Genomic DNA, 14,712 nt, shown 5'->3' with positions numbered 1-14,712 from the left:
GTACGAATACGGGTGAGACTTGTGCGATGGCCCCATTCCCCGTACGCTGGCGAGCCCCCGGCGTACGAGGAATGGGATAAGGCGCGCGTTGGCCTCGTTCCCCGTACGCCGATCGGCACGGGAACGGGCGACCCTCGGACCTTGAGTACGTTGTCCGTGGTGACCCCGGGGAAAAAGTTGTGGCATACTTGAATGCGGTGGTTCTGCAAACCGCCGACGTGCCAGATGGCGTCGATCCCCTCGCAGCTGGATCCAGGGTGGCCCTATGATCCGCGCGAGCGCCGGTGTCCGCCGTCCGAGCCGCACAGACTTTGAAGGAATTGCTTCTGCGGGCGCAAGCGATGCGCGGCCATGGTGAGAGCATGGTGTGAGAGCCGTGGAGGCCTTATATATAAGGTCCGACGTGATGCAGCACGCCGGGACGAGGAGCATCGTGCCCGCTGTGAACAACAATGGGGTCGACGACGTCGACGCCCAGAATGCAACCGTATCCAATACCAATACCGGCTCCGATGACGCCACTGCCGATTCCAATGCCGTGAACACCCCCGCAGGCTCGGACGGCGCCCCGACCACGACCCGCCGCCGTCGTGGCCGTCGCGTCGTGCGCGGTGCGGGCGCCGCCGGCGTGTCGCTCGAACTGAAGGTCGAGGACCATTCCGCCGCGATGTTCGAGGAGCCGCGTCTGCCCGAGCCTCAGTCCGACGCCTCCGCCGACAACACCTCCGACGCTCCCGCCTCCGACAACACCCCCGACGATGATGCGCCGTCGCCGCGCCGCAAGTCTCGCGTCCGCCGTGCCCCCGCCATCGTCGACGCCTCCGATGAGGACGAGCGCCCCACCCGCCGCCGTCGCGTCCGCCATGCCGACGATTTCGACGATGACGACGCGCGTCCGGCCCGTCGGTCCCGTCGCCGTGACGACGACGATCTCGAGCGCGCCGAGGAGCTGCTCGATGGACTGCCGTTCCATGACCGTTATGACCGTGACGACGATCGCGACGAGTACGACGACTACGAGATCTCGCGCGATCGCGGCGGACGCCGTTCCCGCCCGATGACTTCGCTGCTGTTCCAGGAGCCGGTCATCCCCGCGCACGGCCGCGACGACGACGATGACATCGATATCATCGACATCCACGCCGATGACGATTCGTCCGACAACGCCTCCGACAACGGCTCCGACGATGCCGATGAGACGCGCGCCTCGCGCCGTGAGACCCGTCGCCGCACGCGTTCCCGCGCCGCCCGTCAGAACGCTTCCCAGCAGGACGACAAGCAGGATGACGCCCGGACTGGTCGCGCCAACCGTGCCGACCGCTCCGATGCCGACCCCGCCGGCCGCGTCGCCGACCAGCAGAACGCCGACGATCAGGCCAACGAGAACGAGAACGCCTCCGGGCACCGGCGCACCCGCAGCCGTCGTCTCAACGCGCAGGAGCGTCGCGCCGCCGCCGAGGTCGAACAGATCGAGGAGGACCTGGAGCTCGACGACATCTCCTACCGTCCGATCGACGACGAGGAGCCGGCCGACGAGGAGCCACGCACCCGTACGCGTCGCCGTCGTCGCCGCGGCAAGTCCGAGGCGATTGAGGAGCGTCGCGCATCCCGCGAGGACCGTGACGATCGCGATGAGCGCGACCGTGAGGATCGCGATGAGGAGCCCGTCGAGGAGGAGACCGTCACCCGTACGCGTCGCCGTCGCCGCCGCGGCAAGTCGCAGGACGACGACGAGCAGATCATCTCCCGCCGATCCCGCAAGCAGCAGTACATCGACGAGATCACCGACGTGGAGGGCTCGACCCGACTCGAGGCCAAGAAGCAGCGTCGTCGCGACAATCGCCGCGAGCGCTCCCGCCAGTCGCAGATCATGGAACAGGACTTCCTCGCGCGCCGCGAGAACGTCGAACGCCTGATGGTCGTACGCGAGAAGGAGAAGCACACCCAGATCTCCGTGGTCGAGGACAATATCCTCGTCGAGCACTATGTGTCCGACATCCAGGAGGTGCAGACCGTCGGCAACGTGTATCTCGGCCGCGTGCAGAACGTGCTGCCGAGCATGGAGGCCGCGTTCGTCGACATCGGACAGGCCCGCAACGGCGTGCTGTACGCCGGCGAGGTCAACTGGGACGCGACCCGTCTCGAAGGCCAGCCGCGCCGCATCGAACTCGCGTTCAAGTCCGGCGATCCGGTCCTCGTGCAGGTCACCAAGGATCCGATCGGTCACAAGGGCGCCCGCCTGACCTCGCAGGTCACGCTCGCCGGCCGATTCCTCGTGCTCGTGCCGTCCGGCGGCATGACCGGCGTGAGCCGCAAGCTGCCGGAGCGTGAGCGTGCGCGCCTGAAGAACATCGTCGCGAAGATCGCGCCGAAGGACATGGGCGTGATCATCCGCACCGCGGCCGAGGGCGCGAGCGAGGACGCGATCGTCAAGGATCTCGAGAGCCTCGTGCGCCAGTGGAACCGCATCAACGCCAAGCGCGAGGAGTTCTGGCACGGCAAGCGTCCCAAGCTCCTGCAGGGCGAGCCGGACGTCGCGATCCGCGTGGTGCGCGACATCTTCAACGACGATTTCAGCCAGCTGATCGTCGAGGGAGACAAGGTCTACGACCGCATCGAGGAGTACCTCGAGACGATGGCCCCGGACTTGAAGGACAAGCTCGTCAAGTGGGATCCGGCCGAACACAACGGCAAGGACGTGTTCGACAAGTGGCAGATCGACTCCCAGTTGAGGAAGGGCATGGAGCGTCAGGTCTACCTGCCCTCCGGCGGCTCGATCGTCATCGACCGCACCGAGGCCATGACCACGATCGACGTGAACACCGGCCGGTTCATCGGCCGCGGCAAGTCGCTCGAGGAGACGGTCACGCGATGCAACCTCGAGGCGAGCGAGGAGATCGCGCGTCAGCTGCGTCTGCGTGACATCGGCGGCATGATCATGATCGATTACGTCGACATGGTGATGCCCGCCAACCGCGACCTCGTGCTGCGTCGTCTCGTCGAATGCCTGGCTCGAGACCGTACCAAGCATCAGGTGGCGGAGGTCACCTCGCTCGGCCTCGTGCAGATGACGCGCAAGCGCATCGGCCAGGGTCTGGTCGAGGCGTTCTCCGAGGAGTGCCCGACCTGCAAGGGCCGCGGCTTCATCCTGCACGACAAGCCGATCGTCAGCGCCGAGTACGATGACCCCTACGCGTTGCGTGGAGGTGATCCGTTCGTGCGCACGAACAAGCACGGCCGCGGCACGACGCCCGCGCCGGAGCCGGCAGGGTCCCGTCCGGACGTCAAGGCCAAGCTCGCGCAGATCGCCGCCGCCGCGGTCGCCGCGAACAACGCGGACATCGACGACTGAGCGTCGACTCAAGGCGACGGCCGGTCTCTAGCACGCCGAACGGCAAACCGGCGTGAATGACACGCGGATGAAACGCGGTTGCGTTAGTCCGCGTGTCAGTGTAAGTTAGTTTGTCGGTGTCTGACCGCGAGCTCGGCGTATCCGAGAGCGTCAGGCAATAAGCTTTCCCCAATATAAAAGGAACGATTATGTACGCGATTGTGAAGGCCGGTGGCCATCAGGAAAAGGTCGAGGTCGGCGACGTCATCCTCGTCAACCGTCTCGACGCCAAGCAGGGCGATACCGTGGAGTTCCCGGTCGCGCTCGTGGTCGATGGCGCCAACGTCACTCTGGCCGCCGCTGATCTGGCCAAGGTCTCCGTCAAGGCCGAGGTCGTGAACGACGAGGCCAAGGGCCCGAAGATCAACATCCAGAAGTACAAGAACAAGACCGGTGTCGCCCGTCGCAAGGGCCACCGTCAGAAGCTGACCGCCGTCAAGGTCACGGCGATCGCCTGATTTTTCCGTCAAAGCTTACACTGACTGAAAGGAACCGATCATGGCACATAAGAAGGGCGCGTCCAGCTCGCGCAACGGTCGCGATTCGCAGCCTCAATACCTCGGCGTGAAGAAGTTCGGTGGCGAGGCCGTCGTCGCCGGCAACATCATCGTCCGCCAGCGTGGCACCAACTTCCACCCGGGCCACAACGTCGGCATGGGCAAGGATCACACCCTGTTCGCTCTCGCCGATGGCTCTGTGAAGTTCGGCACCCGTCGTGACCGCAAGGTCGTCGACGTCATCGCCTGAACACAGCGATAGCGAAAAGCCGCGCCCCTAGGACGCGGCTTTTTTCATATCCCCTCTCTTTCTCCTCGATCCGCGTGCTTCCAAGGATCGACTCAAACGCAACTGTCCCACTCAACGCAAGTGGGAAGTCGCCTGATGCGTTGCCCGACCGTAAGGACTTGGCCAGAGCGGCCCGGAGCGTGTCGGACCATGCATCGGGCGACTTCCCACGAGAAGCGCAGATGTGGGGAACGACACACGAAAAGGCAAATCATGAGTGATTTTGTGGATCGAGTAACCGTCCACGTCAAGGGCGGCGACGGCGGCAATGGTTCCGCCGGCATCCGCCGCGAGAAGTACAAGCCGCTTGCCGGTCCGAACGGCGGCAACGGCGGTGACGGCGGTTCCGTCATCTTCGTGGCCGACCGCAACGCCACCAGTCTGCTCGACTACCGCTTCATGCCGCATCGCACGGCCGCCAGCGGCACGATGGGTCTGGGCGACAACAAGGACGGCTCCAAGGGCGAGGACCTGATCCTGCCCGTGCCGTGCGGCACCATCGTCTTCGCCGCCAAGGGCGCGCAGGGCCAGTCGAAGCGCCCCGGCGAGGAGCTCGCCGATCTGCGTCACGAGGGCGATCGCTACGTAGCCGCCGCGGGCGGTGCTGGCGGTCTGGGCAACATCGCGCTGGCCAACCGCACCCGCCGCGCCCCCGGTTTCGCCCTGCTCGGCGAGCTGGGCGAGGAGCGCGACGTGATCCTCGAGCTCAAGTCGATCGCCGACGTCGCACTGGTGGGCTTCCCGTCCGCCGGCAAGTCGAGCCTGATCGCCGCGATGAGCGCCGCCAAGCCGAAGATCGCCGACTATCCGTTCACCACGCTCGTGCCGAACCTCGGCGTGGTCGTCGCCGGCGATCGGCGCTACACCATCGCCGACGTGCCCGGTCTGATCCCCGGCGCCAGCCAGGGCAAGGGACTGGGACTGGAGTTCCTGCGCCACATCGAGCGCACCGAGATCATCGCGCACGTCATCGATTGCGCGACGCTCGAACCGGACCGCGACCCGATCAGCGACTACGAGGCGCTCGAGCACGAGCTCGCCGAGTACGCGGGCTCGCTGGAGCTGCCGCTCGGCGCGATCCCGATTCCCGAGCGTCCGCGCATCATCATCCTCAACAAGGTCGATGTGCCGGAGGCCAAGGAGCTCGCCGAGTTCGTCAAGCCGGAGTTCGAGAAGCGCGGCATGCGCGTGTTCATCATCTCCACCGCCTCGCACGAGGGCCTGAAGGAGCTCAACTTCGCCCTGGCCGATCTGGTCGGGAAGATGCGCGAGGAGGTCGCCAGGCGCGAGGCCGCCGAGGAGGAGGCACGCGTCGTCATCAAGCCGCTCGAGCAGAAGGGACGCCGTCGTCGCGTCGCCGACGAGAACGGCACCGCGCTCGACTTCACGATCGAACGCAAGGAGAACGGCAACGGCGACTTCTGGTTCGAGGTCACCGGCCGCAAGCCGGAACGCTGGGTGCAGCAGACCAACTTCGACAACGACGAGGCCGTCGGCTATCTCGCCGACCGTCTGGCCAAGCTGGGCGTCGAGGACGAGCTGCGCCGCAAGGGCGCCAAGCCGGGCGACGAGATCCGCATCGGCCGCGGCGATCGCGCGGTCGAGTTCGACTGGGATCCGACGATCGCGGCCGGCGGCGAGCTGCTCGACGGCACGCCGATCGGCGCGCGCGGCACGGATCTGCGTCTTGAGGCCGACGCGCCGGGCGCCCGTCGACGCACCAACGCCGAGCGTCGTCGCGAATACTACGCGATGATGGACGCGAAGGCCGCCGTCCGCGAGGCGATGATGGCCGAACGCCAGGCCGGCCACTGGGCCGACCCGTCCATCGACGACGATCGCCACGACGAGAACAGCCTCTTCGGCCGCGGCGAGAGCGTCGACGACGGGAACACCGGCGACTCCGGCGAACGGCAGGAGTAGAATCCCGACCACAAGGAGGGAATATGTCCACACCATCGCAGGCCGAGATCCGTCGGCGCATCGCCGAGGCGGAGACCGTCGTCGTCAAGGTCGGCTCCAGTTCGCTCACCAATCCGAACGGACACCTCGACGTCACGCGCCTGAACGCACTGGTCGCCGCGCTGGCCGAGACGCATCGGCAGGGCGCGCGCGTCGTGCTCGTCTCCTCGGGCGCGATCGCGGCCGGTTTCGGCCCGCTCGGCTTCGACTCGCGTCCGACGGACGTGGCCACGCAGCAGGCGGCCGCATCCGTCGGCCAGGGCCTGCTGATGGCGCAGTACGAGGCCGCGTTCGGCCGTTTCGGCGTGCATGCGGGGCAGATTCTCATCACCGCGGAGGACACGATCCGCGCCACCCAGTACCGCAACGTGCAGCGCACGCTCGGACGTCTGCTCGATCTGGGCGTCGTGCCGATCGTCAACGAGAACGACTCGCTGGCCTCCAACGAGATCCGATTCGGCGACAACGACCGACTCTCAGCGCTTGTCGCCAATCTCGTGAGGGCCGACGCGCTCGTCCTGCTCACCGACGTGGACGGCCTGTACACGGCACCGCCCTCCGAGCCGGGCGCTCACCGCATCGGCTACGTACCGAACGTCGTGGACGCGCTCGGCGAGGTCAAGGTCGGCGGCACCGGCTCGAAGGTCGGCACCGGCGGCATGGTCACCAAACTTGAGGCGGCTCGCGTGGCCGCCGTCTCCGGCATCCCCACCGTGCTCACCTGTGCGGGCAACGCCGGCCCGGCGCTGATGGGCGACCCCGTGGGCACCGCGTTCGCACCGGTCAAGCACCGCGGGTCCACGCGCCGCCTGTGGATCGGCTTCGCGGCCGAGCCGCGCGGCACGATCATCGTCGACTCCGGCGCGGCGCATGCCGTGCGGGGAGGCAGGGCGTCCCTGCTCGCCGCGGGTGCGCTCGAGGTGCGCGGCGCGTTCTCCGCGGGAGACCCGGTGTGGGTCGACTCCGATGACGGCACGCATCTGGCACGCGGCCTCGCCGGCTACGATTCGGAGGAGATCGAACGTATGCTGGGCCGCAACACCGCGCAGTTGAAGCGCATTCTCGGCCCCGAATTCACCCACCCTCTGGTCCACCGAGACAACCTCGTCCTCGTCTAGCGCTTCTCGCGCGCCCGGATTATCCTTGAAGCCATGACTATGGCTCAATGGCAGACTCTTTCCGACCGTATCAACCATGTGACCCCGAGCGCCACGCTTGCCGTCGATTCCAAGGCGAAGGCCATGAAGGCCGCCGGACTCGACGTCATCGGCTTCGGCGCCGGAGAACCCAACTTCCCGACCCCGGACTACGTCGTCGACGCGGCCGCCGCCGCATGCCGCGACCCGAAGAACTACAAGTACACGCCGACCCCGGGCCTTCCCGAACTGCGTCGCGCGATCGCCGACAAGACGCTGCGCGACTCCGGCTTCGAAGTCGCCCCCGAGCAGGTCGTCGTCACCAACGGCGGCAAGCAGGCCGTCTACTCGACCTTCCAGATCCTGCTCAACGAGGGCGACGAGGTCATCATCCCCACCCCGTACTGGACCAGCTACCCGGAGGCCGTCAAGCTCGCCGGCGGCAAGCCGGTCGAGGTCTTCGCCGGCGCCGAGCGTGGCTTCGAGCCCGATCTCGACGCGATCGAGGCGGCCCGCACCGACCGCACGAAGGCGATCATCGTCACCTCCCCGAACAACCCGACCGGCGCCGTGTGGAGCGCCGAGACGATCGAGGGCATCGCGAAGTGGGCGATCGAGCACCACGTGTGGGTCATCACCGACGAGATCTACGAGCACCTCAACTACGACGATGCGCACACCACGTACATCGGCGCCGCAGTGCCCGAGGTGCGCGACCAGCTCATCATCCTCAACGGCGTCGCCAAGACGTACGCGATGCCGGGCTGGCGCGTCGGCTGGCTGATCGCCCCCGAGCCGGTCGCCAAGGCCGCCGCCAAGCTGCAGGGCCACATGACCTCGAACGTCGCCAACGTGTCGCAGCGCGCCGCCATCGCGGCCGTCTCCGGCCCGCTCGACGAGGTGTACCACATGCGCGAGGCGTTCGACGTGCGCCGCAAGGCCATCGTCGCCGCGTTGAACGACATCGAGGGCGTGCACTGCCCGACCCCGACCGGCGCGTTCTACGCGTTCGCCGACATCCGCGAGCTGCTGGGCAGGCCGCTCGGCCCCAACGGCACCGTGTCGGCCACGTCGTCCGATTTCGCCGCCGCCCTGCTCGACGAGGCGCACGTCGCCGCCGTTCCCGGCGAGGCGTTCGGCGCGCCCGGCTATCTGCGATTCTCCTACGCGCTGGCCGACGACCAGCTCGCCGAGGGCATGCGTCGCATGAAGGCCTACGTCGAGGCGTGATTCTCCGGGATTTTGTCGGCATCCTCCGGCTCCCCTTGTCAGGGGAGCTGGCCCGTGAAGCGGGTCTGAGGGGTAGTTACACGGTCGACGAATCGATAGGTGGAATGCCTAGGATCTCAAATCACTCTAAAACGTTGGTATGAAGCCGTTTTTGGCATGAATCGCGTGTCGCGCCACGCCGTGCGACACGCGATTTGTGTAATCGGAAGTCATTCGCTAATATACCGACTTGGCGGTTTTCGCCGTGGCGAAGCGTTCTTCTGGAGCGTGGAGCCGAGGTGAAGTTCACCTAGGGAAGTGGCGCAATTGGTAGCGCAACGGTCTCCAAAACCGTAGGTTGTGGGTTCGAGTCCCGCCTTCCCTGCCAAGTTTCTGACGAATACCCCAAGCGAAGGATGGATATGGCGAAGGCTAGCAATGAAAAGGCCATTAAGCCGAATGTCTTCATGCGCATCGGTCTGTTCATCAAGCAGATCATCGACGAGCTTCGCAAGGTTGTGACCCCTACTGCCAAGGAACTGTTCTTCTGGTCCCTTGCCGTGTTCATCTTCGTGCTGCTGCTGATGGCTCTGGTCACCGGCATGGACTTCGGCCTGTGCAAGGCCACGCTGTGGGTGTTCGGCTGATCCTCCAGTAACGACCCCTAGTACACCCGAAGGTGAAAACGCATGAGCGATGAAGTGAATTTCGATAGCATCGACGCGATGCCCGACCTGCCGGAGAACGAACCGGCTGACGTTCCGGCCGCCCCTGCTGCCGAGGAGACCGCTTCGGTTGCGGACTCCGCCAAGGGTGATTCCTCCGTCGAAACCGAGGCTCCGTCCGTTCAGGATGCTCCTGTCGCCTCCGCTGAATCCTCTTCCGAGTCCTCGGTCAGCCTCGATGATGACGAGGAGAGCGAGACCAACGAGTCCGAGCAGGCCGAAACCACCGATGCCGGTCAGGCCGCCATCGACGAGTTCGCCGCCTCGCTGCGCACTCTCGAGGGCAAGTGGTACGTGCTGCACACCTACTCCGGTTATGAGAAGCGTGTGAAGACCAACGTCGAATCCCGTATTCAGTCCTTCGGTCTCGAAGACAAGATCTTCCAGATCGAAGTGCCGATGGAAGAGGTCGAGAAGCACACCGAGAAGGGCAAGAAGGTCATCACCCGCGTCCGCGTTCCCGGTTACGTCCTCATCCGCATGTGGCCCGATGAGAACGCCCGCCGCATCGTGCGCGAGACCGAAGGCGTCACCGGCTTCGTTGGCCCGACCAAGGATCCGGCTCCGCTCACCCGCAAGGAAGTCGTCGAGATGATGGCTCCGATGATCGCCTCCGAGGCGCTCAAGAAGGCCGGCGACAAGCCTGCCGCCGCCAAGAAGCGCACCGTCGAGGTCTCCTACGCGGTCGGCGATCAGGTCACCGTTACCGACGGCCCCTTCGCCACGATGGCCGCCGTCGTCTCCGACGTCGAGCCCACCACGCAGAAGCTCACTGTGCTCGTGTCCATCTTCGGCCGCGATACGCCGGTGGAGCTGGGCTTCGATCAGGTCGAGAAGCTCGACTGAAACCTGCCTGCAATCCGTCGACGGAGCGTATAACCCCTTTCCTCAGCCTCGACGTACCTTCGTACGCCTTCGGCTTCGGACGGTGTTCTCCGCACGCGTCGACGAATCTCAGGAGTGAATGTAACGCTTGTAGGAAATCCCCGCACATTGTGTGGGGATTTCTGCGTTGTATCGGCGTGTCGGCAGTCGTGCCGCGGTGGCAGAATTAGAAAGTTCGTGTCTGGAGGGGAGACCCGCTAGCACAGCACAGCAATATAAGTTGCGGGAGGAGACCGCGCAGGGCCTTTGACGGCGTCCGTGTCCGAGACAGTTCAGAACAGTCCGGGACGCGTCGAGTCGGAGGTCGGGTGCGGCGACCGGTAGCACCGCGTTATAGAAAGAAGAACCATAACATGGCTCCCAAGAAGAAAGTCTCCGCGCTGATCAAGCTGCAGATTCAGGCTGGCAAGGCCAACCCGGCCCCGCCGCTGGGTCCTGCCCTTGGTTCGCACGGCGTCAACATCATGGACTTCTGCAAGGCGTACAACGCCCAGACGCAGGACAAGATGGGCCAGGTGATCCCGGTTGAGATCACCGTGTACGAAGATCGTTCCTTCACCTTCGTCCTCAAGACCCCGCCGGCAGCGGCTCTGCTGCTCAAGGCCGCCGGTATCGAGAAGGGCACCGAGAACCCGCTGACCCACAAGGTCGGCTCCGTCACCAAGGCTCAGGTCCGCGAAATCGCCGAGGTGAAGATGCCCGACCTGTCCGCTCGTGATATCGAAGCTGGCATGAAGATCATCGAAGGTACCGCCCGTTCCATGGGCATCACGGTGACCGACTGATAAGGAGAAGGACAGATGGCTAAGCATTCCAAGAAGTACCGCGAGGCGGCCGAGAAGGTCGATCGCAACAACCTGTACACCCCCGACCAGGCCATCGCGCTGCTCAAGAGCATGCCGACACGCAACTTCGACGAGACCGTCGAGGCTGTGCTGCGCCTGAACGTCGACCCGCGCAAGGCCGACCAGCTGGTCCGCGGCACCGTCAGCCTGCCGAACGGCACCGGTAAGACCGTCCGCGTCCTGGTGTTCGCCCGTGGCCCGCAGGCCACCGCCGCTCAGGAAGCCGGCGCCGACATCGTCGGTGATGACGACCTGATCGCCAAGGTGCAGGATGGCTTCCTCGACTTCGACTCCGTCGTCGCCACCCCGGACATGATGGGCAAGGTCGGCCGCCTCGGTCGTGTGCTCGGTCCGCGTGGCCTCATGCCGAACCCGAAGACCGGCACCGTCACCATGGACGTGGCCAAGGCCGTCAAGGACATCAAGGGCGGTAAGATCGAGTTCCGTGTCGACAAGCACGGGAACCTCTCCTTCCTGATCGGCAAGGCCTCCTTCGAGGAGAAGGCTCTGGACGAGAACTTCCGCGCCGTGGCCGAAGAGGTCAAGCGTCTCAAGCCGTCCACCGTCAAGGGCCGCTACGTCACCAAGGCCACCATCACCTCCACGATGGCCCCCGGCATCCCGGTCGACCCGGCCTCCATCGCCTGATTTCGATCATTTCGATCAGTGATGTAGCCGTTGCCCGCAACGGGATAGCGGATATACGAGAAAACCTGACGCTGAGGACTCCTCGGCGTCAGGTTTTCTCGTATATCATGCCGCATGCATGCGGCCCAAGGCGATGGCGGTGGTGAGGACGTAGGCCTCGCGTGGATCGGTGGCGTCCCAGCCGGTGGAGTCGGCCGCACGCTTCAGGCGATAGCGCACCGTGTTCGGATGCACGTTGAGCGTGCGCGCGGTGGTCTCAAGCGATCCGCCGGAGGCGAGGAACGTGGAGACGGTGAGCATCGTCGGATCATCGGGATTGGTGCCGGCGAGCGACCCGTACACCACGTTGACCAGTTCGCGTCGTGCGTCCGGGTCGCCGAGCAGTGCACGTTCCGGCAGTGCGTCCTCCGCGCGCAGCAGCGTGACGCCCCGTACGGGGCGCGCCGTGCGAGTTCCGGTGACACCGGTGCCGTCGCCGGCCGGCGAACCGGACGTCAATGCCGGTGCCGCCTGCAGCGTGGTCAACGCCGCGCCCAGCGTCGCCGCGGCACCCGCAACGCCGTGACGCACCGGTCCTAAGCAGAGCGGCGATGACGCGACGGCGTTCTCATCGGATACCGTGGCGCCGTCAACGGCATCATCGCCGGTGATCTCGCCGACGCCGCCAGCGAACGCGGGCGATACCGCCGTGCACACGACCTCCGGCCGCACTGCCGCCTCGATGCGGATCACCGCGGCCACGACGCCGTCTCGCACACCGCATACGGGCGATTCGCCGCCCAGATCGGCGACCGCCTGATTCACCGCCTGCATGGTCGCCGCAGCGTTCACTCCCGGCCATCCCGCGATTGCGAAACAGGGGACATCGCCGTCCCACCCCAGAACGCGCAGCATCGATGCCACGCGATCGTCGGACAATCCGTCGGCAAGCGACTCGAACGCGACCCGCGTGAGCAGTGCACGGGCATCCGAATGTCCGGCGCCCGACTCGTCACCACCATCGGCAACGCCTTCGGAAACGGACTTGGAGACATGCGAGGTCAGCACATCGAGAAAATCAGCCATACCACCAGTGTAATGACCTCGAGGCATTCTGGTCAGACCTGTTCGGCCCCCGTGGAAGCGGGTCTGAGGGGCAGCGCGCCCCGTCACCGGTTCTTGAAGTATCGGAACAACTGCCGCTCCCGTATCGTGCCCGCTCGCGCCAGCGCGCCGACCAAGACGCCGACGTACACCGCCACCGGCACGCGCAGCAGTGTGTCGGTGAGCACCATCGCGTCCGTGTCCGTGTTCTCCAGCCACATCCACGCCTCCACCGGCACACACGTGACGATCGCGATCAGCGTCCACACGCTCGTCTCGACCAGCACACCGACGACCATCGCGCTTTTCGGCACGCCGCAGTGCAATGCGGACGCGAGTTCCAGCCGGCGCAGATGCACCGCGATCCATCCGATCAGCAGCGCGACGACGCCCGCCACCAGCGGCGACCACACCGTGAGCCGCCCACGGTACGCCGCGATCGCGTCGAACGTGCGCCCCTGAGACGTGTTGAGCTGGGCGACGGTCGGACGTTCCTGCGTGACCGACTCATCGCCCTTCGTGGTGACGCGCAGCAGCGATTCGATGTTCTCGGGCACCGGCCACGCCTTGACCCAGCACTGGTCGAACGGTTCGTCGTCCGACGCGGGGACGGGCATGATCGCCGCATACGAGTAGCCGCTCTGACGCCCGTCATCCGGCCAGTCGTAGACGCCGGCGACGTCGACCGTGCGATCGTCACGCAGCGTGAGCTGATCTCCAGATCGCGCGTCGAGCGGTTTCGCCGCCTCCTGCGACAGCCACACGCCGCTCTTCGAACCGGGGCGAATCGCGTCGCGCGCGGTGGTGGCGCTGTTCGCGAACACGCCGGTCGCACCGGGCGTCGCCTCGTATGTCGGCACGCCCGTGGACGGCAGGGCCGCGAACGTGAGCTTGCCGGCCTCGCTGCGCACCGCCCCGGAGGCGATGACCCCGTCGAGCGAGGCGAGGCGATCGCAGGCCGCCCCATCGATATGACCGGTGAAGGTGATCGAATACGTGGATCCGCCCGAGGCGACGAACGAGTCGGCGCGCCGCTGGATCGTGGTGATCGACACCAGATCGGCCAGCATGCACAGCGTCATCAGGCAGATGAGCGTCACGGCCATCGCGCACGCATGCGACGTACCGGAGACGAGATTGCGCACGGCCTCGTCGAATACGCCGCGCAGTCGCATGCGGGCGGGGCGTGGACGTCCGTTCGTATCGGCCATCGCTAACCCACCTCCCCACGATCGGTGCTGTCATCGGGCTCGCGATCGGGCTTGCGATCATCCGATTGGAAATCACCCAGATCGATGAGATCGGTGCACGCGTCACGAGTGCGCGGATCATGCGTGGCGACCACGACGATCGCCCCGCCCATCGACAGCGCGTGCAGACGTTCGTTGACCGTCGCCGCCGTATTGAGATCAAGCTGCGCCGTCGGCTCGTCGACCAGCATGAGATCGGCGCCGCTCGCCACGCCGCGTGCCAGCATGAGCCGCTGCGCCTCGCCGCCGGACAGGTCACGGAACCGCTTGCCGGCCAATGCCGTCAGCCCGAACGCGTCCAGCAGCTCCATCGCATGCGCGGTCGCGTCCGCACGCCGCTCGCCGCGCGCGATGAACGGCAGCGCCACATGGTCGACGGCCGCCCGACGCGCCACGCCATGCGGATTCTGCAGCACCCAGTTCACACGCGAACAGCCGATGCGCTCCACCGTGCCGTTCGTCGGCGTCACCCACCCGGCGATGATCGACAGCAGAGTCGACTTGCCCGACCCGGACGGGCCGGTGAGCGCATACACGTGCTTCGGCAGCAGCGTCACCGTCAGATGCCGGAACAGCATGTCCTCACCCGAGGGATCGAACGTATGCCCCACATCGTTCAGTTCGACGCGCTTACCCTGATCGGCGCTCTGAACGATGCCTTGATCGGCGATTCCCGTCATCGTGGAATCACCCCCGGCAGGGCTCGTCGGAGGCGGGGGAGACGTCCACCGAGGAGAACGAGCCAACCCCGTCCGGCGCGACCATCGTCTTGCCGAGCTGCGAGGCGATGAT

The 14,712-nt window shown here is 66.0% G+C and carries 13 protein-coding genes and 1 tRNA gene; 11 read left to right on the top strand and 3 right to left on the bottom strand.

The genetic code is table 11. From position 1 onward, the window contains the following. Nucleotides 1-406: 406 nt before the first annotated feature. The 11 genes from BW11_RS10705 to rplA all read left to right on the top strand — a co-directional run bounded on the left by BW11_RS10705 (nucleotide 407) and on the right by rplA (nucleotide 11,587). A complete protein-coding gene (locus tag BW11_RS10705; RefSeq protein WP_140445718.1) occupies nucleotides 407-3,352 on the top strand; it encodes an Rne/Rng family ribonuclease in 2,946 nt (981 codons plus the stop codon). 188 nt (nucleotides 3,353-3,540) lie between these two features. Further along, nucleotides 3,541-3,849 carry a 50S ribosomal protein L21 gene (rplU, locus tag BW11_RS10700; protein ID WP_043165782.1) on the top strand — a complete coding sequence of 103 codons (309 nt, stop codon included), beginning with the start codon at nucleotides 3,541-3,543 and terminating at the stop codon, nucleotides 3,847-3,849. Between the two features lie 40 nt (nucleotides 3,850-3,889). After that, nucleotides 3,890-4,138 (top strand): 50S ribosomal protein L27, encoded by a 249-nt coding sequence (gene rpmA / locus BW11_RS10695; protein ID WP_107043764.1) that lies wholly within the window; start codon nucleotides 3,890-3,892, stop codon nucleotides 4,136-4,138. Between the two features lie 252 nt (nucleotides 4,139-4,390). Then, nucleotides 4,391-6,100 carry a GTPase ObgE gene (obgE, locus tag BW11_RS10690; RefSeq protein ID WP_140445717.1) on the top strand — a complete coding sequence of 570 codons (1,710 nt, stop codon included), beginning with the start codon at nucleotides 4,391-4,393 and terminating at the stop codon, nucleotides 6,098-6,100. Between the two features lie 23 nt (nucleotides 6,101-6,123). Further along, nucleotides 6,124-7,257, top strand: coding sequence for a glutamate 5-kinase (proB, locus tag BW11_RS10685; protein WP_107043762.1), 1,134 nt, complete (start codon nucleotides 6,124-6,126; stop codon nucleotides 7,255-7,257). 39 nt (nucleotides 7,258-7,296) lie between these two features. Further along, nucleotides 7,297-8,505, top strand: coding sequence for a pyridoxal phosphate-dependent aminotransferase (locus BW11_RS10680; protein ID WP_140445723.1), 1,209 nt, complete (start codon nucleotides 7,297-7,299; stop codon nucleotides 8,503-8,505). 291 nt (nucleotides 8,506-8,796) lie between these two features. Then, nucleotides 8,797-8,872: transfer RNA gene (locus BW11_RS10675), tRNA-Trp, on the top strand. A gap of 34 nt (nucleotides 8,873-8,906) precedes the next feature. Further along, nucleotides 8,907-9,131 carry a preprotein translocase subunit SecE gene (gene secE, locus BW11_RS10670; RefSeq protein WP_219846765.1) on the top strand — a complete coding sequence of 75 codons (225 nt, stop codon included), beginning with the start codon at nucleotides 8,907-8,909 and terminating at the stop codon, nucleotides 9,129-9,131. Between the two features lie 42 nt (nucleotides 9,132-9,173). Next, entirely contained in the window at nucleotides 9,174-10,055 is an 882-nt protein-coding gene (gene nusG / locus BW11_RS10665) for a transcription termination/antitermination protein NusG (RefSeq protein WP_140445715.1), read from the top strand. A gap of 392 nt (nucleotides 10,056-10,447) precedes the next feature. After that, entirely contained in the window at nucleotides 10,448-10,879 is a 432-nt protein-coding gene (gene rplK / locus BW11_RS10660; RefSeq protein WP_043165768.1) for a 50S ribosomal protein L11, read from the top strand. Nucleotides 10,880-10,894: 15 nt separating this feature from the next. Next, nucleotides 10,895-11,587, top strand: coding sequence for a 50S ribosomal protein L1 (gene rplA, locus BW11_RS10655; protein WP_043165766.1), 693 nt, complete (start codon nucleotides 10,895-10,897; stop codon nucleotides 11,585-11,587). 105 nt (nucleotides 11,588-11,692) lie between these two features. Here the strand turns inward: rplA and BW11_RS10650 are convergent, their stop codons facing one another. The 3 genes from BW11_RS10650 to BW11_RS10640 all read right to left on the bottom strand — a co-directional run bounded on the left by BW11_RS10650 (nucleotide 11,693) and on the right by BW11_RS10640 (nucleotide 14,600). After that, entirely contained in the window at nucleotides 11,693-12,652 is a 960-nt protein-coding gene (locus BW11_RS10650; RefSeq protein WP_140445714.1) for a helix-turn-helix domain-containing protein, read from the bottom strand. An 83-nt stretch (nucleotides 12,653-12,735) separates the two neighbouring features. Next, nucleotides 12,736-13,881 carry a hypothetical protein gene (locus BW11_RS10645; protein WP_140445713.1) on the bottom strand — a complete coding sequence of 382 codons (1,146 nt, stop codon included), beginning with the start codon at nucleotides 13,879-13,881 and terminating at the stop codon, nucleotides 12,736-12,738. 2 nt (nucleotides 13,882-13,883) lie between these two features. Beyond that, nucleotides 13,884-14,600 (bottom strand): ATP-binding cassette domain-containing protein, encoded by a 717-nt coding sequence (locus tag BW11_RS10640; protein ID WP_140445712.1) that lies wholly within the window; start codon nucleotides 14,598-14,600, stop codon nucleotides 13,884-13,886. Nucleotides 14,601-14,712 lie beyond the last annotated feature (112 nt).

Origin of the sequence: Bifidobacterium sp. UTCIF-38 (assembly GCF_006454495.1) — a bacterium.
GTDB lineage: Bacteria > Actinomycetota > Actinomycetes > Actinomycetales > Bifidobacteriaceae > Bifidobacterium > Bifidobacterium callitrichos.
The sequence above is the reverse complement of the archived record's forward strand: the minus strand, read 5'-3'. Positions and strand labels throughout refer to the sequence as shown.